The 26168-nt window shown below is 67.8% G+C and carries 26 protein-coding genes and 1 riboswitch; of the genes, 13 read left to right on the forward strand and 13 right to left on the reverse strand.

What is annotated here, in order from left to right; translation table 11 throughout:
• Positions 1 to 11: 11 nt before the first annotated feature.
• Positions 12 to 215, forward strand: coding sequence for a hypothetical protein (locus ACWPMZ_RS09460; RefSeq protein ID WP_455703758.1), 204 nt, complete (start codon positions 12 to 14; stop codon positions 213 to 215).
• A 104-nt stretch (positions 216 to 319) separates the two neighbouring features.
• On the opposite strand, the gene ACWPMZ_RS09465 is transcribed toward ACWPMZ_RS09460, so the two are convergent.
• The 5 genes from ACWPMZ_RS09465 to ACWPMZ_RS09485 all read right to left on the reverse strand — a co-directional run bounded on the left by ACWPMZ_RS09465 (position 320) and on the right by ACWPMZ_RS09485 (position 6115).
• A complete protein-coding gene (locus ACWPMZ_RS09465; protein WP_455703759.1) occupies positions 320 to 1666 on the reverse strand; it encodes a surface lipoprotein assembly modifier in 1347 nt (448 codons plus the stop codon).
• A gap of 78 nt (positions 1667 to 1744) precedes the next feature.
• The gene (locus tag ACWPMZ_RS09470; RefSeq protein ID WP_455703760.1) at positions 1745 to 2506 is read right to left on the reverse strand and encodes an ABC transporter ATP-binding protein; all 762 of its coding nucleotides are present in this window, start codon (positions 2504 to 2506) and stop codon (positions 1745 to 1747) included.
• Entirely contained in the window at positions 2503 to 3456 is a 954-nt protein-coding gene (locus tag ACWPMZ_RS09475; RefSeq protein WP_455703761.1) for a FecCD family ABC transporter permease, read from the reverse strand. The genes ACWPMZ_RS09470 and ACWPMZ_RS09475 overlap by 4 nt, the downstream gene beginning before the upstream one ends.
• Entirely contained in the window at positions 3453 to 4247 is a 795-nt protein-coding gene (locus ACWPMZ_RS09480) for an ABC transporter substrate-binding protein (RefSeq protein WP_455703762.1), read from the reverse strand. The genes ACWPMZ_RS09475 and ACWPMZ_RS09480 overlap by 4 nt, the downstream gene beginning before the upstream one ends.
• Entirely contained in the window at positions 4244 to 6115 is a 1872-nt protein-coding gene (locus ACWPMZ_RS09485; protein ID WP_455703763.1) for a TonB-dependent receptor plug domain-containing protein, read from the reverse strand. The genes ACWPMZ_RS09480 and ACWPMZ_RS09485 overlap by 4 nt, the downstream gene beginning before the upstream one ends.
• A gap of 111 nt (positions 6116 to 6226) precedes the next feature.
• A riboswitch (cobalamin riboswitch) is annotated at positions 6227 to 6360 on the reverse strand.
• A gap of 185 nt (positions 6361 to 6545) precedes the next feature.
• Here ACWPMZ_RS09485 and ACWPMZ_RS09490 point away from each other — a divergent pair.
• From ACWPMZ_RS09490 to ACWPMZ_RS09545, 12 genes are all read left to right on the forward strand, one after another.
• The gene (locus ACWPMZ_RS09490; protein WP_455703764.1) at positions 6546 to 7691 is read left to right on the forward strand and encodes a cell wall hydrolase; all 1146 of its coding nucleotides are present in this window, start codon (positions 6546 to 6548) and stop codon (positions 7689 to 7691) included.
• Positions 7692 to 7808: 117 nt separating this feature from the next.
• Positions 7809 to 8117: a hypothetical protein gene (locus ACWPMZ_RS09495; protein ID WP_455703765.1), complete on the forward strand. Its 309-nt coding sequence runs from the start codon at positions 7809 to 7811 to the stop codon at positions 8115 to 8117.
• Between the two features lie 67 nt (positions 8118 to 8184).
• Positions 8185 to 10158 carry a putative bifunctional diguanylate cyclase/phosphodiesterase gene (locus ACWPMZ_RS09500; RefSeq protein WP_455703766.1) on the forward strand — a complete coding sequence of 658 codons (1974 nt, stop codon included), beginning with the start codon at positions 8185 to 8187 and terminating at the stop codon, positions 10156 to 10158.
• Positions 10159 to 10433: 275 nt separating this feature from the next.
• Positions 10434 to 11396 (forward strand): malate dehydrogenase, encoded by a 963-nt coding sequence (gene mdh, locus ACWPMZ_RS09505; protein ID WP_455703767.1) that lies wholly within the window; start codon positions 10434 to 10436, stop codon positions 11394 to 11396.
• Positions 11393 to 12283 (forward strand): succinate--CoA ligase subunit alpha, encoded by an 891-nt coding sequence (gene sucD, locus ACWPMZ_RS09510; RefSeq protein WP_455703768.1) that lies wholly within the window; start codon positions 11393 to 11395, stop codon positions 12281 to 12283. The genes mdh and sucD overlap by 4 nt, the downstream gene beginning before the upstream one ends.
• A gap of 29 nt (positions 12284 to 12312) precedes the next feature.
• Positions 12313 to 15186, forward strand: coding sequence for a 2-oxoglutarate dehydrogenase E1 component (locus tag ACWPMZ_RS09515; RefSeq protein WP_455703769.1), 2874 nt, complete (start codon positions 12313 to 12315; stop codon positions 15184 to 15186).
• 3 nt (positions 15187 to 15189) lie between these two features.
• The gene (odhB, locus tag ACWPMZ_RS09520; protein WP_455703770.1) at positions 15190 to 16464 is read left to right on the forward strand and encodes a 2-oxoglutarate dehydrogenase complex dihydrolipoyllysine-residue succinyltransferase; all 1275 of its coding nucleotides are present in this window, start codon (positions 15190 to 15192) and stop codon (positions 16462 to 16464) included.
• Positions 16465 to 16474: 10 nt separating this feature from the next.
• Positions 16475 to 17872, forward strand: a complete 1398-nt coding sequence (lpdA, locus tag ACWPMZ_RS09525; protein WP_455703771.1) for a dihydrolipoyl dehydrogenase — start codon at positions 16475 to 16477, stop codon at positions 17870 to 17872.
• A gap of 16 nt (positions 17873 to 17888) precedes the next feature.
• The gene (locus tag ACWPMZ_RS09530) at positions 17889 to 18704 is read left to right on the forward strand and encodes a hypothetical protein (RefSeq protein WP_455703772.1); all 816 of its coding nucleotides are present in this window, start codon (positions 17889 to 17891) and stop codon (positions 18702 to 18704) included.
• A complete protein-coding gene (locus tag ACWPMZ_RS09535; RefSeq protein WP_455703773.1) occupies positions 18701 to 19120 on the forward strand; it encodes a VOC family protein in 420 nt (139 codons plus the stop codon). The genes ACWPMZ_RS09530 and ACWPMZ_RS09535 overlap by 4 nt, the downstream gene beginning before the upstream one ends.
• 75 nt (positions 19121 to 19195) lie before the next feature.
• Positions 19196 to 19876 carry a PepSY domain-containing protein gene (locus ACWPMZ_RS09540; RefSeq protein ID WP_455703774.1) on the forward strand — a complete coding sequence of 227 codons (681 nt, stop codon included), beginning with the start codon at positions 19196 to 19198 and terminating at the stop codon, positions 19874 to 19876.
• On the forward strand, positions 19873 to 20496 hold the full coding sequence (locus ACWPMZ_RS09545; protein WP_455703775.1) for a trimeric intracellular cation channel family protein: 624 nt from the start codon (positions 19873 to 19875) through the stop codon (positions 20494 to 20496). The genes ACWPMZ_RS09540 and ACWPMZ_RS09545 overlap by 4 nt, the downstream gene beginning before the upstream one ends.
• On the opposite strand, the gene ACWPMZ_RS09550 is transcribed toward ACWPMZ_RS09545, so the two are convergent.
• The 8 genes from ACWPMZ_RS09550 to ACWPMZ_RS09585 all read right to left on the reverse strand — a co-directional run bounded on the left by ACWPMZ_RS09550 (position 20493) and on the right by ACWPMZ_RS09585 (position 26145).
• Positions 20493 to 21248, reverse strand: a complete 756-nt coding sequence (locus ACWPMZ_RS09550) for a hypothetical protein (RefSeq protein ID WP_455703776.1) — start codon at positions 21246 to 21248, stop codon at positions 20493 to 20495. The two genes, ACWPMZ_RS09545 and ACWPMZ_RS09550, sit on opposite strands and share 4 nt — an antisense overlap.
• A gap of 145 nt (positions 21249 to 21393) precedes the next feature.
• The gene (locus tag ACWPMZ_RS09555) at positions 21394 to 21972 is read right to left on the reverse strand and encodes a hypothetical protein (RefSeq protein WP_455703777.1); all 579 of its coding nucleotides are present in this window, start codon (positions 21970 to 21972) and stop codon (positions 21394 to 21396) included.
• A 206-nt stretch (positions 21973 to 22178) separates the two neighbouring features.
• The gene (rplQ, locus tag ACWPMZ_RS09560; RefSeq protein WP_455703778.1) at positions 22179 to 22601 is read right to left on the reverse strand and encodes a 50S ribosomal protein L17; all 423 of its coding nucleotides are present in this window, start codon (positions 22599 to 22601) and stop codon (positions 22179 to 22181) included.
• 87 nt (positions 22602 to 22688) lie between these two features.
• Positions 22689 to 23744 (reverse strand): DNA-directed RNA polymerase subunit alpha, encoded by a 1056-nt coding sequence (locus tag ACWPMZ_RS09565; RefSeq protein WP_455703779.1) that lies wholly within the window; start codon positions 23742 to 23744, stop codon positions 22689 to 22691.
• Between the two features lie 103 nt (positions 23745 to 23847).
• Positions 23848 to 24237, reverse strand: a complete 390-nt coding sequence (gene rpsK, locus ACWPMZ_RS09570) for a 30S ribosomal protein S11 (protein WP_160745882.1) — start codon at positions 24235 to 24237, stop codon at positions 23848 to 23850.
• Between the two features lie 81 nt (positions 24238 to 24318).
• Complete coding sequence (rpsM, locus tag ACWPMZ_RS09575) at positions 24319 to 24687, reverse strand: 30S ribosomal protein S13 (RefSeq protein WP_455703780.1); 369 nt, start codon at positions 24685 to 24687, stop codon at positions 24319 to 24321.
• A gap of 292 nt (positions 24688 to 24979) precedes the next feature.
• Positions 24980 to 25501 (reverse strand): SRPBCC family protein, encoded by a 522-nt coding sequence (locus ACWPMZ_RS09580; protein WP_455703781.1) that lies wholly within the window; start codon positions 25499 to 25501, stop codon positions 24980 to 24982.
• A complete protein-coding gene (locus ACWPMZ_RS09585) occupies positions 25498 to 26145 on the reverse strand; it encodes an adenylate kinase (protein WP_455703782.1) in 648 nt (215 codons plus the stop codon). Before ACWPMZ_RS09585 ends, ACWPMZ_RS09580 begins: the two co-directional genes overlap by 4 nt.
• Between the last annotated feature and the right edge of the window lie 23 nt (positions 26146 to 26168).

Below are 26168 nucleotides of genomic sequence, written 5' to 3' on the forward strand. Positions count from 1 at the left end.
TGGGAGTGGGCGTGGGAGTCGGAGTAGGCGTCGGCGTGGGTGTCGGCGTCGGAGTCGGAGCAGGCGTCGGCGTCGGAGTAGGTGTCGGCGTGGGTGTCGGCGTAGGCGTGGGTGTCGGCGTAGGCGTAGGCGTCGGCGTCGGAGTGGGCGTCGGAGTCGGCGTCGGAGCAGGCGCCGGTGCAGGCGTCGGCGCCGGAGTGTTGTTCGGCGTGTAGTTCGAATTGGCGAACAGGAAGCAGCCGCTGAGCGAGAAGCTCAGGGCGACGGCCGAAGCGGAGGTGAGGATACGGTTCTTGATCATGGCTTTAAACTCCCGAGCTTAAAATGCTGAAACAATGCCGATTTCACCGGCAAGACGTGTGAAGTCGTAGATCGCAACGGAGGAAAAATTGCGCTCCCAGCGCACGCGCAGAAGCGGGGCGAACGTGCCCACGGTCAGCGCGCGGAACGTGCCCGAAAGGCTTGCCGCGATCCGGTCGTCGCGGCGCTTTTCCGGATAGAGGGCCAGCCGCCGATCCGCCTCCAGATGGCTGTAGCCGACGTCGATCACCGCGGTCGTGCGGCCGATCTCGCGGTAGTAGTAGGCGCCGGTCGCGCCTTGGGTGGTCGAGTAGCCGGGGTCCCGCGCCGCGAAGCGGTTGGCCGAAAGCGACAGGCCGGCGCCCGAGTCCCGCGTCAGCGCCAGGTCGAGCGAGCCCGCCAGGCCATACCGCTCGCCGGTCTGCAGGCTGTTGACCCGGTTGATCTCGCGGGTGCCCGATGCGTCGAAGCGGATCTGCGCACGCGGCGTGAGCGGGTGGCGCCATGTCCCGGCGAGCCCGTAGTTCACCAGGTAGGACTTGTAGCCGAACCAGCGGTGCGACACCGCGGCCGACAGCGCCAGCTGGTCGCGCCCCCAGCGCCATTCCGGCCCGATCTGCGCGCCGACAGCGATGTCGCTGAAATCGCTGCGGCGGTAGATGTCGGCATCGCCCGAGATGCGGGCGAGCAGCTGCGCAGTCGCCGATAGCGGTATCCGGCGATAGGCCTGGCCGCGCAGCGACAGCCCGACGCCGGAAGTCGCCCGGGCATCCTCGTTGAGCACGAAATCGCCGATCACCGTATCGAGCGTGGAGCGGCTGGTCGCCCGGTTGATGTTGCTGCTGGGCGCAAGCGCGATGGCCAGGCTGCCGCCGCTCGGCTTCCCGCTGGCGAGCGCGCTGGCGTAGAAGCGGATCATCTGCTGCACTTGCGGCGGCAGCTCGCCGGCCGAGACAGAGCGCAGCTCGCGCTCGGCCGCCGCATAGTTGCCCATCATCGCCTGGACGCGCGCGAGCTCGATACGGATCGACGGCTCGTCAGGCTTGTCGTCCAGGATGCGGCGCAGAAGAACCGCGGCATCGCGCGGGCGGTTCATCAGGTCGGCGTACATCCGCGCAAGGCGAAAGCGCGCCTCGGTCCGCATTTCGAGGTCGGGGTCGTTGGTCAGCGCGGTGTAGGCCGCTTCGGCGAAGGCATGATCGCCCTGGTCGCGCGCGGCGTCGGCCAGGATGAACACGTCCGCCGCGGCGAGGGTCGGCGACGGGTCCGCCGCAGGCGGTGCAACCGCGCCCCCGTCCTGCGCTGCGGCCCCGTGGAAGGGGAACAGTACAGTTCCGAGAGCGATCAGGATCGCATGAATTCGCAAGTGCCCCCCACGATTGACGCGGGGACGATGCGGGGGCGGCGGGTGGCTGTCTACGCCCCCACAGCGCTTGCCATCAACCTAACAAACATTGTCATTCCCGTTGGTTGCGGGTGAAACGGCAATCGACAGCGCGCGGCTGCCGTCCTCGCCCAGCCAGCGCGTCCGCACGCCCCACACGCGGTGAATTTCCTCTTCCGACAGCGCCGCGCGCGGCGGCCCGTCAGCGCACAGGCGCCCACCGTTCAGCACGATCGCGCGGTCGGCATGGTTCATCGCCAGCGCGAGGTCATGCAGCACCAGCACAACCCCCGCCCCGCCCCGGGCCGCACGGCGCAGGCTGGCAAGAAGGGCGGCCTGGTGCGCCAGATCGAGCGCGGCGAGCGGCTCGTCGGCCAGGATCCAGTGCGGCTCTCCGGCCAGGACGCGGGCCAGCAGGGCGCGCGACCGTTCCCCGCCCGACAGCGTCGAGACTGGCCGCGCCGCCAGATGCTCGAGGTCGAGCGCGGCCAAGGCCCGATCGACCGGTTCGGTCGCGCCGTCGCCGTGCGGCAGGCGGCCCAGCGCGGCCAGGCTGCGGACCGAGACATCCCACGCGACCTCGCCCGCCTGCGGCAGATATCCGATTCGCCTCGCCCGCTCGCGTGGATGCAGCGAGCCGAGCGCCCGGTCGTCCAGGCGCACTTCGCCGCCGACCGGAAGCAGACCCGCCAGCGCCTGCAGCAGGCTGGACTTACCCGCGCCGTTCGGGCCGCAGATAGCGGTAATCTCACCCGGGCGCAGGACCGCCGACACGCCTTCGAGGCGCCCGGGGCAGGACAACTCGCGCGCTTCGAGCGTCATGCCAGGCTCCGCCGCATGGTCAGGAGCAAGCGCAGGAAGAAGGGCGCGCCGATCAGGCTCAGCGCGATGCCCAGCCGCAGTTCGGTGACCAGCGGCAGAATGCGGCACACGACGTCGGCGGTCAGCACCAGCACAGACCCGGCGAGCGCGCTGGGGACGATCAGGCTGGACGGCCGGCGGTCGGTAAACGGCCGGACGAGATGCGGCACGATCAGGCCGACGAAGCCGATCACCCCGGCCACCGCCACCCCGGCGCCCACCGTCAGGCCCACGCCTGCGATCAGCAGCGCCTGCAGCCGGACTGGATTGACCCCGAGCGACCGCGCCGCCGCCTCGCCCAGCGTCAGCGCGTCGAGCGCGGTACCCGCCCGCCGCAGCAGCACGATACCGCCGATCGTCAGCGGCAGCGCAAGCCACAGGTCTGGCCAGCCCCGGTCGGTCAGCGCACCCATCAGCCAGGTCACAATCTCGCTCTGCGCGAAGGCGTTGGGCGCCATGCTGATGACGAGGCTGGTCAGCGCACCGGCAAGGCTGGCGATCATCATGCCGGCCAGCGTGAACAGCGCGATCCCTCCGGTCCGCCCGGCGATCGCGGCGAGCAGCGCCATTGCGCCCGCCGCGCCGGCGAGCGCGAAGAGCGGCAGCAGCACCGGATTGGCGGCATAGCCGAACCACAGGCTCGCCGCCGCGCCGAGCGCCGCACCGGGCGCGACGCCGAAGAGGCCGGGATCGGCCAGCGGATTGCGCAGATAGCCCTGCATCGCCGCGCCCGCCGCGCCGAGACCCGCACCCAGGGTCACCGCCAGCAAGGCGCGCGGCAGGCGCAACTCGCCAAGAATGAGCGCGGCGTTGGACGTCGACCACGGATCGAGCCAGACGCGCCCCGCCAGCAGCGACAGCGGCACGGCCAGCGCGAGCAGAATCACCAGCAGGAGGTTGGTCCGGCTCACAAGGCGTCCCTTACCTCTGCCAGGCGACGGGCGAGGCGCGGGATCGTCGGCCCTCCGCAGTAGAGAAGCGCCGGGTCGATTCGCTCGTAGCGCACGCCCTCCAGCGCCTGCAGCGCCGGGTGGCGGAGCATGCGCTCGCTGCCCGCCGCGAGGATGACCTGCGGGGGATCGGCCAGCACCTGCTCGAGCGGGAGATAGGCGCCCTGCCCCATGCCCCGCGCGGCGGCGTGGCTGGCGAACCCCGTGTGCGCGAGCATGGCGGCCACGAGCGAGCCGTCCCCGCCGACCAGCCCGCCCTGCTGCCACAGCAGCGCGGGTACCGCCCCTGTGCGGCGCGTCTCCTCGAGAGCGGTCTCGATTTCCTCCACCAGCCGCTCGCCTTGCTCCGGCGCGCCGGCCAACGCGGCGAGCTGCCGGACCTGCGCGAGGCTGGCTGCCGGCGACGAGGCGATATCGACCGTCTCGACCCTGATGCCCAGGCGCTCGAACGAGGCGCGCGTGGCGGGCGCCATGAACGGATCGCCGACGACGATGTCCGGAGCGAGGGCGAGCACTTCCTCGACCGTGCCCCCGGTCGCGGGGAAGCTCCTAGCCTCCTCCAGCGGCATCGAGGTCGCGCGGGGTGAGTGGCTGTAGTGCGAGACCGCCAGCAACTGGCCCGGCCGGGTCACTCGCGAAAGGATCGCGTCGCTGCAGGGGTTGAGGCTGACGATGGTCGGGCGCGGGCCGTCCGCACGGGCGACGGGAGCGCAGCCGCTCAAGACCAGCAAGGCGGCCAGCCAGCCCTTCACCGCAGGCGCACGCCCACGAACGCCGCCCTGCCCTGCGTGCCGTAGCCGGCAGCGGTCTGATACCGTTCGTCGAACAGGTTCTCGACACGCCCGAACAGCTCGACCGGGCCCAGGTCCCACGCCGCGCGCAGCGTCGCGACCTCGTACCCCTCGAGCCTGACGGTGCCGGCCGCATCGTCGAAGCTGGACGAGACGAGCCGCAGGTCCGCGCCGAGCGACAGCTTGCCCGAGGCCCATTCGCCGCTCAGGGTCGCGGCGTGACGGGGGCGGCGGGCAAGGGGCTTGCCCGTCGCGCGGTCCTCGCTGTCCACGAACGCGTACGCCGCCGACAGGCCAAGGCCCGCGACTGGCTCGAAACCCGCCTCGAGTTCGAAACCCTGCGAGCGTGCCCGGCCGATGTTCGCGTAGGTGCCGAACGGGCGGTTGGCGCAGATACCGGTCGTGGATCCGAAGCACGAGACAAAGCCGATCAGGTTCTCGCTCTCGCGCCGGAACAGGGTGAGGCCTGCATGGCGCGTGTCACCGCGCCGCTTCCACGCCAGGCCGAGGTCGCCGCCGGTGCTGCGTTCCGGCCGTAGCGCCGGGTTGCCGAAGTCCGAATGGAGCTGGAACAGGCTGGGCGCCTTAAACCCTTCGCCGATACTGGCGCGAAGCCGCAGATCGGGCGCCGCTTCCCACGAGATGTCGGCGCCAAGGCTCGTCGCACCGCCGAAATCGCGATGGTCGTCCTGCCGCGCGCCGAGATGGCCCGAGATGGCGCCGAACTCGATTCCCAGCTGCGCATAGGCCCCGGTGATGGCCGTGGTCCGGGCCGGATCGAACAGGGTCGAAAAGCGCGACCATTCGCGGCTCGCGCCGAAATCGACCAGCAGCGGGCCGATGGCGCGCCATTCGCCGCGCAGCGCAAGGCGGCGGGAGGTCCCGTCTGTTGTGTAGCCGGGGGCGGCGCCAGCCGCCGGATTGAAGTTCTCCCGCTCGGTATCGGCAAGCGAGAAATCCCCCGCCACGTAGAGCACGCCGCTGTCGTAGACCGCGCCTGCCGCGCCCGACCACTGGCGGGTCACCTGATACTCGGCCGTGTCGACCGGGATCGGCGAGAACCCGACGAAGCCGTCGAGGTCGAGCCGTCCGCGCGCATACCTGCCGCGCGCGAAAACCTCGAACACGTCCGACAGATAGAGCCTGCCCTGCGCGTTGCCCTCGGCCTGGTCGAAACCGTCCGCTTCGGAGCCGCCCGCGGCGGAGGAAAAGCCGTCTGTGCGATACCAGCCGGCCGAGCCGCCGAGAAAGCCGCCCGGCCCGCCGATCCCGCCCGAGGCCGTCAGATAGGCGCTGTCGTCGGCACCATACTCGCCGCTCCCGCGCAGCCCGCTCTCGGCGCGCGTCGAGGCGACGAGGACCCCGCCGATGGCATCGCTGCCCCAGATGGTCGAGTTGGAGCCGCGCAGAAGCTCGATCTTCTCCAGAGTCCCGGCGGCAAGGTTGCCGAAGTCGAAACCGCCCGCCGGAGCGGCCGGATCCATCTGGCGGATGCCGTCGACGACAACGACGAGCTGCTCGGCGTCTGCGCCGCGGACCCTGAGGCCGGTGAAGCCGCCGGGCGCTCCGTTGCGGCTGTAGGTCACGCCGGGGACCCGTTCGAGCACCCGCACCACATCGGCGCCCTGCACTTCCTCGATCTCGGCCCTGCCGATGACCGAAACGGCCTGCCCGGTATCCTCAACTTCCGAACGGACTCCGGTGGCGGTCACGGTGATCGACGTCTCGTCGACCGTCCGCTCGCCGGACAGGACGATGGGTTGCCCGCCATCCTGCCCCAAAGCAGGATAGGCGCCCGTCAAGGCGAACAAAAACAGTATTTTACGCACGAAACCTCCCTGACCACGCGAACGCGTCGTTCGTGGCGGGAGGGCCTGTCAGGGCCGACCTACGCTTGCTTCCGGTACACCCCGCCCGGCGCGGAACGACGTGTCGCGGACAGGTTTCCTGGCTCGCCGGATCAGCGGGCCGCTCCCGTCTTCCCATCCCGCGCAAGCTTGGGACAGTGACGTGGTGGGAGCGCCCTCCCCGGCCACAGTTGCGGGGGCAGCGCGGGCTTGGGACCCGCTTCCCTCGCGGCGACATCGTCGCCGCGGCCCGGTCTCCCGGACACTCCATGACACGCCGCGGCCATACCGGGGCGGTCGGCACGCTTCAAGGTTAATGCGTGTTAACGCCTTGAATCCCTGCGTCCCACCGCGGGACGGCGCAAGTTGCGCGGATGCGGAATTGGTCGTTCTCGCATAGGGGCGCGCACAGATGTCCGCCGCTAGCCCATCCTGGCCTCCCGCCGAACTGCTCGAACGCCGCCGCCAGCGGTCGCGCGCGGGCGTGGCGGGCCGTGTCAAAGCCTTCTTCACCGAAGCCCCGCGGCGCACCCTGCGAAAGCGCTTCGCCGTCCTGGTCGCCGTGATCGCCGTTCCCGCGATGGCCGCGCCGGCCGAATGGACCGTCCCCTTCGCCGATGCCGAACCCGCCGCGCCCATGGCGATGGCCTTCGAGACGGCCGGCGAGAGCTTTCCCGGGTCGGCGTTCTACTATCTCGACGACGAGGGCTATGTCCCCTTGCCGATCGAGAGCGAAATCCGCTCCGACGGTGCGCCCGCCCCGCTCGCACCGCCCACCGCGCTTGCCCAGGCGGTCGACGGTGGGCCGGCAGCCGGCGCGCTGCGGTCGGCCGGTTCCGGGCTCGACATGGCCCGCGCCCAGCAATGCCTGACGATGGCGATCTATTACGAGGCGGCGAGCGAGCCCGATGCCGGGCAGCGCGCCGTCGCCCAGGTCGTGCTCAACCGCGTCGCCCATCCCAGCTATCCCAATACGGTTTGCGGCGTGGTGTTTCAGGGCTCGGAACGGCGCACCGGCTGCCAGTTCACCTTCACCTGCGACGGCGCGCTGTCGCGCCAGCCGGTCAAGGCCTTCTGGGACCGCGCGGCCAACGTGGCGCGGCAGGCGCTGGCGGGCGCAGTCTACGCCCCGGTCGGCCTGGCGACCCATTATCACACGGTCGCGATCCATCCCTATTGGGCCGACAGCCTCAACCGCGTGACGGTGGTCGGGGCGCACATTTTCTACCGCTGGAAGGGTGCCGCCGGCCAACGCAACGCCTTCAATTTCGCCTATCGCGGCGGCGAGCCGATGGCGCGGGCTCACGCCCGTACTTCGGAACCGACACCGGCGAGCGAGGCCGATCCGATCGCGCTCGCCAAGGCTTTCGAAAGCGGGCGCAAGGCAGCCCAGTCGGCGGCCGTTGCCAGCACCTACGTGGCGCCGCCTGCCTACTCGGACGCAGTGCAGGCGCGCGGCGGCGACGCCCTGTTCACGGCCAACAACCTGCCCACCAGCGGCCAGGTTTTGCCGGGACTGGAACGCAGCGGCCAATGGCTGCGCCAGCCGGGCAACTGAGCGGCCGCTTCGCGCATCATGTGTAACAACACGGAAACCATGTCGCCACACGAAGGCTTAGCCGCGATGCCCTAGGCCGGGCACTCTTCCGAACACCGCAGGGTCGCTTTCCTCAGCATGTCCATCCGTTTCGCCGCTCCGCCCCAGGCCATGATCCACCGCCTCCGCGGTGCGCAGGCCCGCGCGGCGATGACCCTGCCGGCCAACGACAACGGTGCGGGCGAAAGCGGCGAGGCGGTGTTGCGCGCGTCGCTGCGCTACTTTGCCGAGCACGGCCTCGCCGCCGCGACCCTCGCCAGGGCCACCGCCGAAGCGGCGTGGTTCTCGGGCGACCGGGACTCCTATCGCTGGTGGCTGGGCATCTGCCGCACACTCGACCGCCGCATGGCGCGCGAACTCGCCGCCACGACGAGAGACGCCGGCTAAGCGACTGTACGGATAAGGGTAATCGGAGCCTTAACCATTAGGTGACCTGTTGTTGGTAGGGCTCCGGTTGCGAGGAGTACGACCGATCAAGCGTCTGAGCGCCATTTTCAGGACTTACCGCCAGGTTGGCGACCAGACCCAGCTTGTCAGCAGCAAACTGGTCGGCTCGCTGTATGCCCAGCCGGTCAGCCTCGCTCTCGGTGCCCTGGGCGGAATCGCCACGGCCGGGACGGCGATCATCGAGACCAGTTCGCCGCTTCTTTTCGGACTTTGCGTCGCCCTCGTCGCCGTCGCCGTAGTCCGCGTCGCGATTTCGATCTGGCTCAAGAACCGCAGCCTTTCGGGCGCGGGCGACACCTGGGTGCTGGGCATGGTCTACGAGACCGGCGCCCTCAGTTATGCCTTCCTCGTAGGCTCGATCGGCGCAACCATCCTGTTCCAGGGCGGGTCGGCCCATCTCCAGACTCTCGCCGTGAGTTATGCGTTGGTCTACGGCACCAGCATCGCGGCGCGCAACGCCGGCAAGCCCTCGATGGCGATCGGGCAGCTCCTCCTCACCTGCCTGCCGATCACGGTAGTCGCCGTGGGGATCGGCGACATCGCGATGTACGCGCTGGCGGGGATCATCGTGTTCCTCGTTCTCGGCATGACCTCGATCACGCTCAACGTCTTCAAGGTCCTGCGCGACCAGATCCTTGCCGCCGACGCGAGCGAGAAGATGGCGCTGAAGATGCGCGAGCAGTCGCGCACGGACGTCGTGACCGGCCTGCTCAACCGGGCGGGCCTCAACCACGAGCTCGTCGAACAGCTCATGCGCCTGCCCCCCGGGCGAAAGCTGGCGCTGTTCTGGCTCGATCTCGACCGCTTCAAGGAAATCAACGACACGCTCGGACACACCGTGGGCGACGGCGTGCTGGTCGAAGTCGGCAAGCGACTGGTCGCCACGGTTCCGAGCGCCGGTACCGTCGCCCGCTTCGGCGGGGACGAGTTCATCGCCGCCTGTATCGTGACCGACCGCGGGGAGAGCGAGCAACTCGCCACCTCGATCATCGCCGACATGTCCCGCCCCTTCCGCATCGACGGCAACCGGGTCACCAGCGGTGCATCCATGGGGGTGGCGCTGCTGCCTGACGACGGCAGCGACATCGAGACGGTCATGCAGGGCGCGGACCTGGCGCTGTACCACGCCAAGGTACACGGCCGGAACCAGCTGCGCTTCTTCGACCAGTCCATGACGCGCGACCTGGTCCGCAAGAAGGAGATCGAAAGCGAGCTTCGCGCCGCGATCCAGAAGGACGAGCTGTCGATATTCTTCCAGCCGATCGTCGACCTCAAGACCGGGCGCATCCGCACCTTCGAGGCGCTGGTGCGCTGGTTCCATCCCGAAAAGGGCGAGCTGCGGCCCGACGAATTCATCCCGGTGGCCGAGGAAACCGGCGTGATCATCACGCTGGGCAACTGGATCACCGCGCAGGCTGCCAAGGCGGCCGTGCAGTGGCCCGAGGACGTGACCATCGCGGTCAACCTCTCCCCGCTGCAAATCCGCGCGCCCGGTGCGGCGCTCGGCATCCTCAACGCGCTGAAGGAAGCAGGCCTTCCGCCGCATCGGCTCGAGCTGGAGGTGACCGAAAGCCTGTTCATCGAGGACGCCGAACACACCGCCAGCTTCATGGAGCAGCTATCCGCGAAGGGTGTGCGGTTCGCGCTCGACGATTTCGGGACGGGCTATTCCTCGCTGGGGTATATCAACCAGTTCCCCTTCAAGAAGATCAAGGTCGACCGCAGCTTCGTCTCGGGCCCCAACATCGGCCGCAAGAGCGACGCGATCATCCGCGCAGTGGCCGAAATGGGCTCCACGCTCGAGATGGAAATCGTCGCCGAAGGGCTTGAAACCATCGAGCAGGTCCAAGCCGTGCGCAACGCCGGCTGTACCCTTGGCCAGGGCTATTACTTCAGCCGCGCCGTGCCGGACTTCCTTGCCGCGATGCTGCTGAGCCAGGAACGCGACGGCGACCAGGGCGCCTCCCGCCTCGCCGGCTGAGCATCCACAACCTGTCGGGGAAGCACTCACAGCGCTGCCGAGCGTCGTGGACGCGCGCTCCCGACAGCGCCGAGAAGCCTCTCTGCCCCATTAAATGCTATTGCGAACTGATTGCAAAGATAATTCAGACCGGCAGTCGTTTCGCGGTTGTATTGCCCCTTCCCCGGGCCTAGGGCGAGCGCCGAATCCGGGTGCGCGTCTCTTGCGGAGCGCGGGTGTGCATCCGAGCCAGTTCGTGCGAGCGCCCGCGCAAGCGTGAAGGAATGAAGCACCCCATGGCCCGCAAGAAGATCGCACTCGTCGGTTCCGGCATGATCGGCGGCACCCTCGCCCACCTGGCCGCGAAGAAGGAACTGGGCGACATCGTCTTGTTCGACATCGCCGAAGGCATTCCCCAGGGCAAGGCGCTCGACCTCAGCCAGTGCGGCCCGGTCGAAGGGTTCGACGCCCAGATCAGCGGCACCAACGACTATGCCGACATCGCCGGCGCCGACGTGGTGATCGTCACCGCCGGCGTACCGCGCAAGCCGGGCATGAGCCGCGACGATCTGCTCGGCATCAACCTCAGCGTGATGAAGGCCGTGGGCGAAGGCATCAAGGCCCACGCGCCCGACGCCTTCGTGATCTGCATCACCAACCCGCTCGACGCGATGGTCTGGGCGCTGCGCGAATTCTCCGGCCTGCCGCACGAGAAGGTCGTCGGCATGGCCGGCGTGCTCGATTCCGCGCGCTTCGCCACGTTCCTGGCCTGGGAGTTCGGCGTCTCGGTCAAGGACGTGAACGCCTTCGTCCTCGGCGGCCACGGCGACACGATGGTCCCGGTCACCAGCTACACCACGATCAGCGGCATCCCGGTCAACGATCTCGCCAAGATCATGGGCATCGCGCCCGAGAAGATCGACGAGATCGTCAAGCGCACCCGCGGCGGCGGCGGCGAGATCGTCGGCCTGCTCAAGACCGGCAGCGCCTATTACGCACCTGCTACCAGCGCCATCGCGATGGCCGAGGCCTATCTCGGCGACCAGAAGCGCATCCTGCCCGTAGCGGCCTGGGTCGACGGCAAGTACGGCCTCGACGGTCTGTACGTCGGCGTCCCGGCGGTGATCGGCGCGGGCGGCATCGAGGAGATCGTCGAGATCGCCCTGTCCGACGAGGAGAAGGCCAACCTCAAGGTTTCGACCGATGCGGTCGAGGAACTGCTGGTGGCGTGCAAGAACCTGGACGGGTCGCTGGCGTGAGCATTCTCGTCGACAGGACCACCAAGGTCATCACCCAGGGGATGACCGGTGAGACCGGCACCTTCCATACGCAGCAGGCGCTCGATTACGGCACACAGATGGTCGCCGGCGTCACCCCCGGCAAGGGCGGCCAGACGCACATCGGCCTGCCGGTCTACGATACCGTAGCCGAAGCCAAGGCCGCGACCGGGGCGACCGCCAGCGTGGTCTATGTCCCGCCGCCGTTCGCCGCGGACTCGATTCTCGAAGCGATCGATGCGGAGATCGAACTGATCGTCGCCATCACCGAAGGCGTTCCGGTGCTCGACATGGTGCGCGTCAAGCGCGCGCTGACCGGCAGCAAGTCGCGCCTGATCGGCCCGAACTGCCCCGGCGTGCTCACCCCCGGCGAATGCAAGATCGGCATCATGCCGGGCAAGATCTTCTCCAAAGGCTCGGTCGGCGTCGTTAGCCGTTCGGGCACCCTGACCTACGAGGCCGTCCATCAGACGACGGTGGCGGGCCTCGGCCAGACCACCGCGGTGGGCATTGGCGGCGATCCGGTCAACGGGACCAACTTCATCGACGTGCTCGAGCTGTTCCTCAAGGACGACGAGACCAAGTCGATCATCATGATCGGCGAGATCGGCGGCAGCGCCGAGGAAGAGGCAGCGCAGTTCCTCAAGGACGAGGCGAAGCGCGGGTGGTCCAAGCCGATGGTCGGCTTCATCGCCGGGCGCACCGCCCCTCCGGGTCGCCGGATGGGCCACGCGGGTGCCATCGTCAGCGGGGGCCAGGGCGGCGCCGACGACAAGATCGCCGCGATGGAAGAGGCCGGCATCCGGGTCAGCCCATCGCCCAGCGAACTCGGCACGACGATGAGCGCGCTGCTCAAGGAACTCGCATAGCCCTCCCCCATTACCCCCAGGACAATCCCATGGGCAACGAAGCGCAGAATTTCCTTCCCGAACTCGCCGGACAGGACGGGCCGCAGCCCGGCCCGAGCTGGGCCAACGCGCGCTGGCCGCTGGTCGAGGGCGCTGGCGACCTGACCGACGCGCTCGATCCGACGATGATGAAAGCCGTCGTCGCCGAAGCGGCCGCCAAGGAGGGCTTGGCGGTCGACGCCAGCGCCATCGAGCAGGCGGCAGGGGATTCGATCCGCGCCATGCTGCTGATCCGCAGCTATCGCGTGCGCGGGCATATGGCGGCCGAACTCGATCCGCTGCATCTTAGCGAACGAGAGCTACCCGACGATCTCAAGCTTGAATGGCACGGCTTCACCGGCCCCGCGCTGGACCGCGAGGTCTATGTCGGCGGCAACCTGGGGCTCGAGTGGGTCACGCCGCGGCGGCTGAAGGAAATCCTCCTCGCCAACTACTGCGGTCATGTCGGCATCGAGTACATGCATATCTCCGACGTCGAGGAACGGCGTTTCCTGCAGGACCGGATCGAGGGGCCGGACAAGGTCATTACCTTCACCCCAGAAGGCAAGAGGGCGATCCTCCAGGCGGTAATCCGGGGCGAGGAATACGAGAAGTTCCTCGGCAAGAAGTACGTCGGCACCAAGCGCTTCGGGCTCGATGGCGGCGAGGCGATGATCCCGGCGCTAGAGGCGGTGATCAAATACGGCGGCGCCTACGGTGTGCGCGAGATCGTCTACGGCATGGCGCACCGCGGTCGCCTCAACGTGCTCGCGAACGTGATGGCCAAGCCCTACAAGGTCATCTTCCACGAATTCTCCGGCGGCAGCGCCAACCCCGACGACGTGGGCGGATCGGGCGATGTGAAGTATCACCTCGGCACCAGCACGGACCGCGAGTTCGACGGCATCAAGGTGCACATGAGCCTGGTGTCCAATCCAAGCCATCTCGAGGCGGTCGACCCGGTGGTGCTGGGCAAGGTCCGCGCGCAGCAGGCGATTCGCGGCGACCTGAGCGGGCACGCCGAAGTCCTGCCGGTGCTGATCCACGGCGATGCGGCATTCGCCGGCCAGGGCATCGTGTGGGAATGCCTCGGCTTTTCGGGCGTGCGCGGCTACAACATCGGCGGCTGCATCCACTTCGTCATCAACAACCAGATCGGCTTCACCACCAGCCCGCAGTTCGCCCGGTCGAGCCCTTATCCCTCGGATGTCGCCAAGGGTGTCCAGGCGCCGATCCTGCACGTCAACGGCGACGATCCGGAAGCGGTCACCTTCGCCTGCAAGCTGGCCATCGAGTATCGCCAGCGCTTCAAGCGCGACATCGTGATCGACATGTGGTGCTATCGCCGCTTCGGCCACAACGAAGGCGACGAGCCGATGTTTACCCAGCCGCTGATGTATGCGGCGATCAAGCAGCATCCGCGGGTGTCGGACATCTATTCCGAACGCCTGAAGAACGAAGGCGTGATCGACCCGGGCACCGGGCCGGCCTTGCGCGAGGAATTCAATGCCCTGCTGGAGGAGGAATTCTCCGCCGGGCAGAACTACCTGCCCAACGAAGCCGACTGGTTTGCCGGGCGATGGAGCGGGCTGCACAAGCCGGCCGATCCCGAAACCGCCCGGCGCAACGTTCACACCGCCATCGAGAAGAAGCTGCTCGACAGCCTGGGCCGCACGCTGACCACGGTCCCCGAGGACACCACGATCCACCGCACGCTTGAGCGGGTGATCGAAGCCAAGCGCACGATGTTCGAAAGCGGCGAAGGCTTCGACTGGGCGACGGCCGAGGCGCTCGCCTTCGGCAGCCTGGTGACAGAAGGGTTCGGGGTGCGCCTGTCGGGCCAGGATTCAGGCCGCGGCACGTTCAGCCAGCGCCATGCCATCTGGGTCGATCAGAACGACGAGCACAAGTACATTCCGCTGACCACGCTGCCGCACGGTAAGTTCGAGGTCTACGACAGCCCGCTGTCGGAATACGGCGTTCTCGGCTTCGAATACGGCTTTGCCGGAGCCGATCCTAAGACGCTGGTACTGTGGGAAGCCCAGTTCGGCGATTTTGCCAACGGGGCGCAAATCATCATCGACCAGTTCATCGCCGCGGGCGAGGTCAAGTGGTTGCGCGCCAACGGCCTCGTGCTGCTGCTGCCGCACGGCTACGAGGGCCAGGGGCCCGAGCACTCGAGCGCCCGCCTCGAACGGTTCCTGCAACTGTGCGCCGACGACAACATCCAGGTGTGCAACATCACCAGCCCGGCGAACTACTTCCACGTGCTGCGCCGGCAGATGCTGCGGCCGTTCCGCAAACCGCTGATCATCATGACGCCCAAGAGCCTGCTGCGCCACCCGATGGCGAAGAGCACGGCGGCGGAGTTCACGCAGGAAAGCCACTTCAAGCGCATCCTGTCCGACCGCATGGATATCGCCGACGACCAGGTCCGCCGCCTGGTCCTGTGTTCGGGCAAGGTTGCCTACGACCTGATGGAAAAGCGCGAGGCCGAGGGGATCGAAGGCGTTTCGATCGTGCGCCTTGAGCAGATCTATCCCTTCCCCGGCGAACCGCTGGCGGCCCGCCTGAAGCGAATGACGAACCTCGAATCGGTCGTCTGGTGCCAGGAAGAGCCGAGGAACAACGGCGCCTGGTTCTTCGTTGACAGCCAGATCGAACAGGCACTGACAGCCGCTGGCCATGCCGGCATGCGGCCGAGCTATGCCGGACGGGAGCCGGGGGCTAGCCCGGCGACCGGTTTCGCCAAGCGCCACCAGATGCAGCAGGAGGCACTGGTCAGCATCGCGCTCGGCATGGCCGACGGCGGCGAGATGCAACGCAAGCTGCAGAACGGTCCCCCGCCGGGACAGACCATGCCTGGCAAGGCCAAGGGAAAGTAGATCATGGCAACCGAAGTCAAAGTGCCCACACTGGGTGAATCGGTCACCGAAGGCACGATCGCCGAATGGCTCAAGCAGCCGGGCGACGCGGTCGCGGTCGACGAACCGATCGTGAGCCTGGAGACCGACAAGGTCGCCATCGAGGTGCCCAGCCCGGTGGCAGGCACGATGGGCGAACAGAAGGCCGCGGTCGGCGATACCGTGCAGGTCGGCGCGCTGCTCGCGCTGATCGAGGACGGGGTGGCCGCCGGCGAGTCGACGTCCGTCGAGCCGCGCGAGGAACCCGCTCCCCCGGCCGAGGAACCGCCGCAGGCAGCGGCGATCGACAGCGAGATCGCCGAGCTGCCCAAGGGCAACGAGCCCGAGGATCACGCGGTCTCCCTGTCGCCCGCGGTGCGCCGCGCGGTGATCGAGGCGGGCGTCGATCCGACGCAGATCAAGGGCAGCGGCAAGGACGGCCGGCTGACCCGCGAAGATGTGCTCGCTGCAGCGCAGGCCAAGAAGGCGGCGCCCGCGCCGACCGCCAGCGCGCCGGCTCCTTCGCCCGCCCCTGCCGCCGCTCCCAAAGTGGCCGGCGAACGGCGCGAGGAACGGGTCAAGATGACCCGCATGCGCCAAACCATCGCCCGGCGCCTCAAGAGCGCGCAGGAAAACGCGGCGCTGCTGACCACGTTCAACGATGTCGACATGACCGCCGTGATCGAGGCGCGCGAGGCTTACAAGGACGTGTTCGCCAAGAAGCACGGCATCAAGCTTGGCTTCATGAGCTTCTTCGCCAAGGCGAGCTGCCTGGCGCTGAAGGACGTCCCCTCGGTCAACGCCTACATCGAAGGCGACGAGATCGTGTACCACGATTACGTCGACATCTCGGTCGCGGTCAGCGCGCCCAACGGGCTGGTCGTGCCGGTGGTACGCGGCGCCGATTCGATGAGCTTTGCCGAGATCGAGCAGGCGATCGCCAACTATGGACAGAAGGCCAAGGACGGCACCCTGACCATGGAGGACATGACCGGCGGCACCTTCACCATCTCCAACGGCGGGGTCTTCGGCAGCCTGATGAGCACGCCGATCATCAACCCGCCGCAGAGCGCCGTACTCGGCCTGCACCGGATCGAGGACCGCCCGGTCGCGCGCAACGGCGAGGTCGTCATCCGCCCGATGATGTACATTGCGCTCAGCTACGACCACCGCATCATCGACGGCCGCGAGGCGGTCACCGCGCTCAAGATCATCAAGGAGGCGATCGAGGATCCCATGCGCATCCTGATCGACCTTTGAGGAACGACGAATGGCTGACTACGACTACGACGTCCTCGTCATCGGCTCCGGCCCCGGCGGCTATGTCGCCGCGATCCGTGCCGCGCAGCTTGGGCTGAGGACCGCCTGCGCGGAAAGCCGCGAGACCCTGGGCGGCACCTGCCTCAACGTCGGCTGCATCCCGTCGAAGGCGATGCTCCACGCCAGCGAATATTTCGACGCGGCGAAGAACGGCGCGATGGCGGAACTGGGCATCGAAGTGACGCCCAAGCTCAACCTCGGGCAGATGCACAAGCAGCGGCTCGACGCGGTCGGCGGGCTGACCAAGGGCATCGAGTTCCTGTTCAAGAAGAACAAGGTCGACTGGAAGAAGGGCCATGCCACCTTCCAGAATGCGCACACCGTCAAGGTCGGCGAAGAAACCGTCACCGCCAAGAACGTGATCATCGCCACCGGTTCCTCGGTCACGCCGCTTCCCGGGGTCGAGATCGACAACGACAAGCAGATCGTGGTCGACAGCACCGGCGGGCTCGAACTGCGCACCGTGCCCGGCAAGATGGTCGTCATCGGCGGCGGGGTGATCGGGCTGGAACTCGGTTCGGTGTGGCGCCGCCTTGGGGCGGAGGTCATCGTCGTTGAGTATCTCGACCAGTTGCTCCCCGGGATGGACATGGACATCCGCAAGGAAGCGGCCAAGATCTTCAAGAAGCAGGGCATGACCCTGATGCTGGGCACCAAGGTGACCGGCTGCACCGTCGACGGCGGCAAGGCCACGCTGACGATCGAGCCCGCCGCGGGCGGCGAGGCGCAGACGCTGGAAGCCGACTGCGTGCTGGTCTCCATCGGGCGCCGACCCAACACCGACGGGCTGGGGCTGGAAGCGATCGGGCTGGAGCTCAACAAGCGCGGCCAGATCGAGACCGACCACGAGTTTCGCACCAAGGTCGACGGCGTCTGGGCCATCGGCGACGTCATCCCCGGCCCGATGCTGGCGCACAAGGCGGAGGACGAAGGCATCGCCTGCGCCGAGAACATCGCCGGGCAGACGGGCATCGTGAACCACGCGGTCATCCCCGGCGTCGTCTACACCTGGCCCGAGATCGCCGGTGTCGGCCTGACGGAGGACGAGGCGAAGGAGAAGGGCGAGATCAAGGTCGGAAAATTCCCGATGCTCGCCAATAGCCGCGCCAAGACCAATCACGAGCCGGACGGTTTCGTAAAGATCGTGGCCGATGCCGCGACCGACAGGGTGCTCGGCGTCTGGGCGATCGCCTCGGTCGCCGGGACGATGATCGCGGAAGCCGCGCTGGCGATGGAATTCGGCGCGACGAGCGAAGACATCGCCTACACCTGCCACGCTCACCCGACGCATTCCGAAGCGATCAAGGAAGCGGCGATGGCGGTGACAGGCAAGCCGATCCATATCTGACACCATGCCGGCTGCGGTGCCCCGGGCCGCCCTGAGGGATCGCCTGCCCGGAGCCGCCGCGCTGGCCATTCCGGTGCTCGCAGGCATTGCCTGGATGGCGGCGTACGGCGCGCCCTACGCGTTCCTGCTCGTCAATGCCGGCAGCCTTGCGCTGGGCCTGCTCCTCGCGCTGTTCGGGCGGGCGCCGCAAGCTGCCCTCCCGCGCCGGATCGCTTGCGGCGTCCTGCTCGCCCTGTTGTTCCTGCCGCTCGCCACGGGGCCGGAGCTCAACGGCATCACCCGCTGGCTCTCGCTCGGGCCGATAGCGCTGCACGCGGGCATGCTTGCGTTTCCCGCGCTCGCCGTGCTGGCCGCGCGCGATCCTGCCTATGCTCCGCCGATCCTGCTGGCCGCGCTCTTCGCGGCGCTGCTCCAGCCCGATGCTGCGACCGGCTTTGCGGCGACCTTCGCCGCCGTCGGGCTGCACCATGTCGGCAAGGACTGGAAGGTCGCGACCGTGGCCATCGTCGGCTTCGTTTCGGCAATCTTCATGGCGTTGCGCGGCGAGCTGCCGGCCCAGCGCTTCGTCGAAGGCGTGTTGAGCAGCGCGATGACGGCCAATCCGCTGGTTGCCCTGGCCCTCGCCCTGGCGCTCGGCGCCGGCTACCTGCTGATTGTCCATGCCGCCCCGCTCGCCCGCGCCGAGCGATTCGCGCTGGCCGGCTCGTTTTTCGGCTTCGTCATCATCGCCATGATGAACCACTATCCCTACCCGCTGATCGGCTATGGCGCGGCGCCGATCGTCGGCTATGGCCTGGCACTCGGCCTCGTCAGGAGCAAAGCCGCCGCATGAGCCTGCGCCCGTTCCATCTCGCCTTTCCGGTCCACGACCTGGCCGCGGCCCGCGCCTTCTGGGGCGGCACGATCGGCTGTCCGGAGGGGCGCTCGTCGGACGAATGGATCGACTTCGACTTCTACGGACACCAGATCGTCGCCCATCTCGCCGAGACCGCCGGCGCTTCGACCTCCAACCCGGTCGACGGTCACGACGTGCCGGTGCCGCATTTCGGCATCGTGCTGACCTTGGGGGACTGGCAGGCCCTCGCCGACCGTCTGACCGCAGCGGGCACCGAATTCGTCATCGCACCCCACGTCCGGTTCCGCGGGCAGCCGGGCGAACAGGCGACAATGTTCTTCCGCGACCCGAGCGGCAACGCCATCGAAATGAAGGCCTTCGTCGATCTGGGCCAGCTGTTCGCGACCGACTGAGGCGAGGCGCACGGCGCAAATGGTGGCATCCCGCCGGCAGGTTCGCACCGGGCGGAAAATGGACTAGCGAGAGACATGGCCCGCCAACGCACGATGCTCAAGTTCGCCCGCTGGCACATCTGGCTCGGATGGCTGGTCGGCTTCCCGATCCTGATGTGGACCGTGACGGGGCTGGTGATGATCGTCCGCCCGCTCGCCGAGGTGCGCGGCGACGATGTGCGGGCGGAGCACGCGGCAATTCCCGGCGAACAGGTTGTCCTGCCCAAGCTCGAGGGACCGGTGCACAGTGTGACGCTGGAAAGCTTCCCCGATGGGCCCGGCTGGATCGTCGTCGGCGCCGACGGCAGCCGGCTGCGCTACGCGGCCCGTGACGGCAGCTTCTACAATCCGGTCGACGAGGACAGCGTCCGCGCCATCGCGCAGGCCGCCTATGCCGGCACGGCGCGGATCGAGGCAATGACCTACTTCCCGGCGGATTCCCCTCCCATCGACCTGCGCCAGAAGGTCCATGCCTGGCAGGCCCGCTTCACCGACGGGACCAACATCTACATCGCCAGCCAGACCGGCGAGGTGTTGGCCGTGCGCACGCGGTGGTGGCGGATCTACGACCTGATGTGGGGCCTGCACATCATGGACCTGGAAACGCGCGAGGATCCGCACCATCCGATCATCATCGTTTTTGCGGTGCTCTCCACGCTGGGGGCGCTGCTCGGCTGCATCCTGATGTTCCGCCGCCGCAAGGCGCGCCCGGCGTGAACCCGCAAGTCATCCCGCCGCTGTTCGAACTGCTGGGGACCGCGGTATTCGCGCTGACCGGTGCGCTGATGGCCGCTCGGCTGCGGCAGACCTTCGTGACGATGAGCTTCTTTGCCCTGCTGACCGGGGTCGGCGGCGGTACGGTGCGCGACCTGCTGATCGGCGTGCCGGCGTTCTGGCTGCATGACCCGTGGGTTGCGCCGGTGATCCTGGGGACCGCGCTGCTCGCATGGTTCACTCCGCGCCGATGGTGGGAGGGCCACCTGCTCGAATGGGCCGACGCCGCCGGCCTCGCAGCTTTCTCGGTGATGGGCACGGCCAAGGCTCTGGCCTTCGGCGTGGCGCCGCTGCCGGCCGCGATCCTGGGAATCGTGACCGGATGCATGGGCGGCATCTTCCGCGATGTGATCGCCGGTGAACCTTCGATCCTGATGCGGCCTGAACTCTATGTCACCGCCGCCGCGCTTTCGGCCAGCATGTGCGCCGGCGGCACGTGGCTCGGCCTGCCGCAGGGGCTGGTCTGGGCGATCTCCGCACTCGCCGGCTTTGCCCTGCGCGGCGCGGCGCTCGCCTGGCGGATCGAGCTGCCGGCCTATTCGCGCGAAGCCGAGCGGCCCTAGCCGGCCTGATCGAAATCGGGCGTGGCCGACACGCCGTAGCGCCCGTCGTCGCCGCCGGCAGGGGCCTGTGCACGTTCGTCGCCGGTCCAGACGGGGCGGTCGTCGACCTCGCCCGCAGGAGGCGCACCCGGGACGGAGCTACGTGCCCGGGCGTAGACGTCGGCATCGTATTGCCGATCGTCCACCGGGGCAGCGTCGGCCCGGCCGCCGTCGGCATCGATGTCGCTGATCCGCCCGTCGTTGCCGATGCGGCAGGAGAACGGCGCGCCGCCTTCCAGCCGGCCGCGCACGTCCCAGCCTTCGCCGGTGCGGTTGGCGCCTTCGACGGTGTCGACCCGGCCACGCCCGCGCTCTACCTCTTCGACGCACATGTCCACCGCGCGGTCGAGCCCGCTGGAGTTGTCGTCCCACGCACGCGAATCGTACCGCTGGCGATCCTGCGGATAAGGCGCACGGCCGTCAGGATAACGGCCGTCGGGATAGCGGTATTCGCGCTCGCTGTTCTTCTTGGCGGCGCTTGCCACGGCGGCGATCGTTCCCAGGATCAGCACGCCCGCCAGCACGTCGCCCGCATCCACGCGGTTGCGGCGATAGCGGTAGGGGTTCCAGCCATGACCCTGAGCCCTGTCGGTCTCGTAAACCGCCGCTGGCGCGGCACTGGCGGGAAGATCGACGGCAAGCGCCGAGGTGGCGGACATGGAAAAAGCCGCGGCGAGCGCACTCGCGGCGGCAATACGGCGGGAAACGGCCATGGGCGGCGTCCTGATAAACTAGGTGCTGCCAGGATGGCGCACCCCTCCGGGTACGACGATTATGCCGCGCTGGCTTGCGAAATGCTGAACCGGGCCCCCGCCATCGCGAGGGCCCGGCCCGGTTGTCAGCGGTGCTCGAAGGGGATCAGAGCCCGCGGATGCCGCTATAGTCGAGATCAACGACCCGGCCGTATTCGACCCAGCACTTGAACTTGCCGGCGTCGTAGCCGCTGTAGCGATCGTTGTAGCCGCGATAATCGTTGCCCCAGCCACGGCGCCAGTCGTTGTTGCGGGTGTTGACGGCTATGCGCCCTTCCACCCGGTAGCCGTTGCTCTTGCGATCGATCTTGCGGATATCGGTCACCTTCGCGCCGCCGCCGTAACTGTAGCGGCTGGCATTGCGCTCCGCGGTGCGGACGCACTGCTCGACGGCCTGGCGGGGGTCGCCGTAACGATTGTATCCGTTATAGCCGCCGTTGTAGCCATCGTAGCCGTAGCCGCGGGTCCGGCCATCGCGATAGTCGTAGCCGCGGTTGTTGCCGATGGAACCGGCCACCGCGGCAATGCCGCCGATGATCAGGGCGCCGGCGATCACGTCGCCTGCGTCGATGCCGCCATCGTTACGATCGCGGGCGAAGGCGGGAGAGGCCGACGTCACCGCCATCGCGCCAGCCGCGAAGGTTGCAATCGTGCCCTTGGCCAGTGCTTTGGAGAGAGTCTTCATTGTCGTCACCTTTCGAACCCGGAGCTGGGAATGCTCCTTCATGACACTGGTTCTATCCGAGTCGCGCTGTGGCGACGCTGAACCTTGTCGTTAGGTGACGTTCAGGAAAAGGCCGCCGATCCTGAATATCCTCAAGTCGGCTTGAGAAACTAAGACGGCCGCGAACCCAGGGGTCCGCGGCCGTCGTTTGGAACATTGCCGAGCTATCAGGCTTCGGCGAAATCCATTTCCTCGTTCATCACCGGGCCGCTGTCCTGGCCCTTGGCGGTCTCGTCGCGGTCGACCAGCTCGATCACCGCGATCGGGGCCGCATCGCTGGCGCGGATGCCGGCCTTGATGACGCGGGTGTAGCCACCCTCACGCCCGGCGTAACGCTCGGCCAGGACGTCGAACAACTTCTTTTCCTGCGCTTCGTCCATGATGCGGGCGTGCGCCAGGCGGCGGTTCGACAGGCCGCCACGCTTGGCCAGCGTGATCAGCTTCTCGACATAGGGACGCAGTTCCTTCGCCTTGGGCGTGGTGGTGAGGATCTGCTCGTGCTTGATCAGGGCGGCGGCCATGTTGCGCAGCAGGGCGGCGCGGTGGCCGGACTTGCGCTGCAGCTTGCGGCCGGAAATGCCGTGTTTCATTGCGATTACTCCGTTCGTAGGGGGCCCGTATCAGGTAGCCCGATGCAGGCCGGAAAACGGGGTCCGGCCCATGCCCCTGGAAGCCAGTTAGCCGAGCAGTTCCTGCTCGAGCTTCTTGGCCATTTCCTCGATATTCTCGGGCGGCCATCCGGGGATGTCCATGCCGAGACGAAGACCCATGCTGGACAGGACTTCCTTGATCTCGTTGAGCGACTTGCGGCCGAAGTTCGGCGTGCGCAGCATCTCGGCCTCGGTCTTCTGAACCAGGTCGCCGATGTAGATGATGTTGTCGTTCTTGAGGCAGTTGGCCGAACGGACCGACAGCTCCAGCTCGTCGACCTTCTTGAGAAGGTAGCGGTTGAGCTGGTTGGCGTCGCTCTCTTCGGGCTTGGCAGCCATGCCAATCATCGGGCTCGAAGGCAGCGGAATGCCGTCCTCGAAGTGGACGAACAGCGACAGCTGGTCCTGCAGGATGCGCGCGGCATAGGCCACCGCGTCTTCCGGCGTTACGGTGCCGTCGGTCTCGACCGTCAGGCTCAGCTTGTCGTAGTCGAGCTCCTGCCCGACGCGGGCATTCTCGACCTTGTAGCTGACCTGGCGAATCGGCGAATAGAGCGAGTCGACCGGGATCAGGCCGATCGGCGCGTCGACCGGGCGGTTCGACACGGCCGGGACGTAGCCCTTACCGGTGTCGGCGGTCAGCTCCATGTTGAGCGTCGCGCCCTCGTCGAGATGGCAGATCACGAGGTCCTTGTTGAGCACCTCGATGTCGCCGGTCACGGCGATGTCGCCAGCCTTGACCTCGGCCGGGCCGGTGGCGGAAAGCTGCAGCCGCTTGGGGCCTTCGCCTTCCATGCGCAGCGCGATCTGCTTCACGTTCAGGACGATGTCGGTGACATCCTCGCGCACGCCGGCGAGCGACGAGAATTCGTGCAGCACGTTCTCGATCTTGATCGAGGTGATCGCCGCGCCCTGGAGCGACGAAAGCAGCACGCGGCGCAGAGCGTTGCCGAGCGTGAGGCCGTAGCCGCGCTCGAGCGGCTCGGCGACGAAGGTCGCCTTGCGCTTCTTGTCCCCGCCGTCCTTGACGTCGAGGCTGTTGGGCTTCTTGAGTTCCTGCCAGTTCTTCATGTTGACGGACATGGACTTCCCCTAAGGTGTATCTTCAATGGCAACGACCGCGGTGCGCTGGTGCGCCGCGGCCGATGCGAAATAACTGCGGCCCGAAAGCCGCCGCAGGTTCGGATCAGACGCGACGGCGCTTCGACGGTCTCACGCCGTTGTGCGGGATCGGGGTCACGTCACGGATCGAGGTGATCGTGAAACCGACGGCCTGGAGGGCGCGCAGTGCGCTCTCACGGCCCGAACCCGGTCCCTTGATCTCGATTTCGAGGGTGCGGACGCCGTGTTCGGCGGCCTTCTTGCCGGCATCGTCCGCGGCCACCTGAGCGGCATACGGGGTCGACTTGCGGCTGCCCTTGAAGCCCATCATGCCCGCGCTGGACCAGCTGATCGCATTGCCCTGCGCATCGGTGATGGTGATCATGGTGTTGTTGAAGCTGGCGTTCACGTGCGCGACGCCGCTGGAAATGTTCTTGCGTTCACGGCGCCGGATGCGCTGGGGTTCGCGTGCCATTGGCTGGGTATCCTAACCTCGAGACATGGACCGGATGTTACACGGTCCAAGGGAGAAAAAAATGCGCCGAAGCCCGGGGGCCTACTTCTTCTTGCCGGCGATCGGCTTGGCCTTGCCCTTGCGGGTGCGGGCGTTCGTGTGCGTGCGCTGGCCGCGGACCGGAAGGCCCTTGCGGTGGCGCAGCCCGCGATAGCACGCGAGGTCCATGAGCCGCTTGATGTTCATCGCGGTGTCGCGACGAAGGTCGCCTTCCACGGTGTGATCGGCGTCGATCGTTTCACGGATCTGCAGCACTTCGGCGTCGGACAGGTCCTGCACGCGGCGGCTTTGATCGATGCCGAGCTTGTCGGCGATCTTCTTGGCCGTGGTGGGGCCGATTCCGTGAATGTAGGTCAGCGCAACGATCACGCGCTTGTTGGTGGGGATGTTCACCCCGGCAATACGAGCCACTTACTTCTCCATGCTCCACAGGGACTTGCTGCCAGGCAGCGCCCTATCTCATCGCGTTTCATCCGAGATGACGGACTGCCGGACGGCAAAAGGCCCGGTCGGCGCGCACAAGGCTGTCGCCTGCCGGACTCGTCCCGATGTCTCGAATGTGGGGCGCTTAGGAGGATTCGCAACCCCCGTCAACACCCCAGGCGGGCGCAAAGCAAAATGCCTCGCCCCAGCGACGGCCGCGCCCCGCGCAGCCGGTGATATCCCGTATATAGCGGCATAATCGGGCGCGGTCAAAACCCCGTCAGCCCGGCCCCGCGGCAAGGCGGGCGAACTGTTGGCCGACCACGCCCTCGACCACCGGGGCAAGCGTGGCCAGCGGCACATCCGACACGCCGCTGACCTTGTAGGACCACACGATCCTGGTGCCCGTGCCCTGCGGGTTCAGTTCAACCGACAGGACCCCCGTCAGGCTTTCGGCCTGCAACGGCCCCAGCGTGCCGACCATCCGCAACAGGCGCCCGGGCGCGGCATGGATCACCCGCATATGCTCCACCGACCCGCCGCCGGGGAGGGTTTCGCAAAAGCACGCGCCCGCCTTTGCCTCGAGTAAGAGATTGGCCGCCTCGCCCGACCAGGTGTGCTCGGCGCTCCACCATTGCGCCGGTCTTACCAGGCGGGCCCACACCTCGGCCGGGGGATCTTGCGCGGTGACTGTGCGGCCGACCGCGAACCCGCCGTCAGTGATTCGCAGGACCTCCGCCCGGGCCGGGGATGCGGCTGAAATCAGCGCGGCCGCCAGTGCGACGCCGCGCAGTGCCGTCACCGGCCGAGAGCCGCTTCGACGGCGGCGGTCACGGTCCGGATATCGGCCATGCCGTCCACCCGGCTGACGATCCCGCGCGCGTCGTAGATCGGCAGGATCGGCGCGGTCTTCGCGCGGTATTCCGTCATGCGGGTGCGCACCGTTTCTTCGTTGTCGTCGGGACGGCGCTTGAACTCGGTCCCGCCGCACCTGTCGCACACGTTCGCAACGGCGGGCTGCTTGTAGATGTCGTGGTAGCCTTCGCCGCAGGTGGCGCAGGTGAAGCGACCGGTGATGCGTTCGACCAGCGCGTCTTCGTTCACCTCGAGCTCGATCACGTGGTCGAGCGTGCGGCCATGCTGGGCCAGGATGGCATCTAGCATCTCGGCCTGGATCGCGGTGCGCGGATAGCCGTCGAAGATCGCCCCGACATCGGGACCCATGGCGGTCAGTTCGGCGTCGATCAGCTTGCTGACGATTTCGTCGGACACCAGCTCGCCGCGTTCCATCACGGCCTTGGCCTCGATGCCGACGGGGGTCTGCGCCTTGACCGCGGCACGCAGCATGTCGCCGGTGGACAGCTGGCGCATGCCGTGGTGCTCGACCAGGCGCGCGGCCTGGGTGCCCTTGCCCGCGCCGGGCGGCCCGAGGAGAATGATGTTCATCGCACCCTGCCCCCGCTTGCCGC

The sequence above is a fragment of the Tsuneonella sp. HG222 genome (assembly GCF_053819185.1).

What these genes read in the sequence shown, in the direction of transcription:
- mdh (WP_455703767.1), top strand. Translation starts at nt 10,434, where the DNA reads ATGGCCCGCAAGAAGATCGCACTCGTCGGTTCCGGCATGATCGGCGGC.
- ACWPMZ_RS09540 (WP_455703774.1), top strand. Translation starts at nt 19,196, where the DNA reads ATGGCCCGCCAACGCACGATGCTCAAGTTCGCCCGCTGGCACATCTGG.
- ACWPMZ_RS09565 (WP_455703779.1), bottom strand. Translation starts at nt 23,744, where the DNA reads ATGTCCGTCAACATGAAGAACTGGCAGGAACTCAAGAAGCCCAACAGC.
- ACWPMZ_RS09585 (WP_455703782.1), bottom strand. Translation starts at nt 26,145, where the DNA reads ATGAACATCATTCTCCTCGGGCCGCCCGGCGCGGGCAAGGGCACCCAG.
- ACWPMZ_RS09470 (WP_455703760.1), bottom strand. Translation starts at nt 2,506, where the DNA reads ATGACGCTCGAAGCGCGCGAGTTGTCCTGCCCCGGGCGCCTCGAAGGC.
- ACWPMZ_RS09515 (WP_455703769.1), top strand. Translation starts at nt 12,313, where the DNA reads ATGGGCAACGAAGCGCAGAATTTCCTTCCCGAACTCGCCGGACAGGAC.
- rpsK (WP_160745882.1), bottom strand. Translation starts at nt 24,237, where the DNA reads ATGGCACGCGAACCCCAGCGCATCCGGCGCCGTGAACGCAAGAACATT.
- ACWPMZ_RS09550 (WP_455703776.1), bottom strand. Translation starts at nt 21,248, where the DNA reads ATGGCCGTTTCCCGCCGTATTGCCGCCGCGAGTGCGCTCGCCGCGGCT.
- rplQ (WP_455703778.1), bottom strand. Translation starts at nt 22,601, where the DNA reads ATGAAACACGGCATTTCCGGCCGCAAGCTGCAGCGCAAGTCCGGCCAC.
- ACWPMZ_RS09490 (WP_455703764.1), top strand. Translation starts at nt 6,546, where the DNA reads ATGTCCGCCGCTAGCCCATCCTGGCCTCCCGCCGAACTGCTCGAACGC.
- ACWPMZ_RS09495 (WP_455703765.1), top strand. Translation starts at nt 7,809, where the DNA reads ATGTCCATCCGTTTCGCCGCTCCGCCCCAGGCCATGATCCACCGCCTC.
- lpdA (WP_455703771.1), top strand. Translation starts at nt 16,475, where the DNA reads ATGGCTGACTACGACTACGACGTCCTCGTCATCGGCTCCGGCCCCGGC.
- ACWPMZ_RS09555 (WP_455703777.1), bottom strand. Translation starts at nt 21,972, where the DNA reads ATGAAGACTCTCTCCAAAGCACTGGCCAAGGGCACGATTGCAACCTTC.
- odhB (WP_455703770.1), top strand. Translation starts at nt 15,190, where the DNA reads ATGGCAACCGAAGTCAAAGTGCCCACACTGGGTGAATCGGTCACCGAA.
- ACWPMZ_RS09535 (WP_455703773.1), top strand. Translation starts at nt 18,701, where the DNA reads ATGAGCCTGCGCCCGTTCCATCTCGCCTTTCCGGTCCACGACCTGGCC.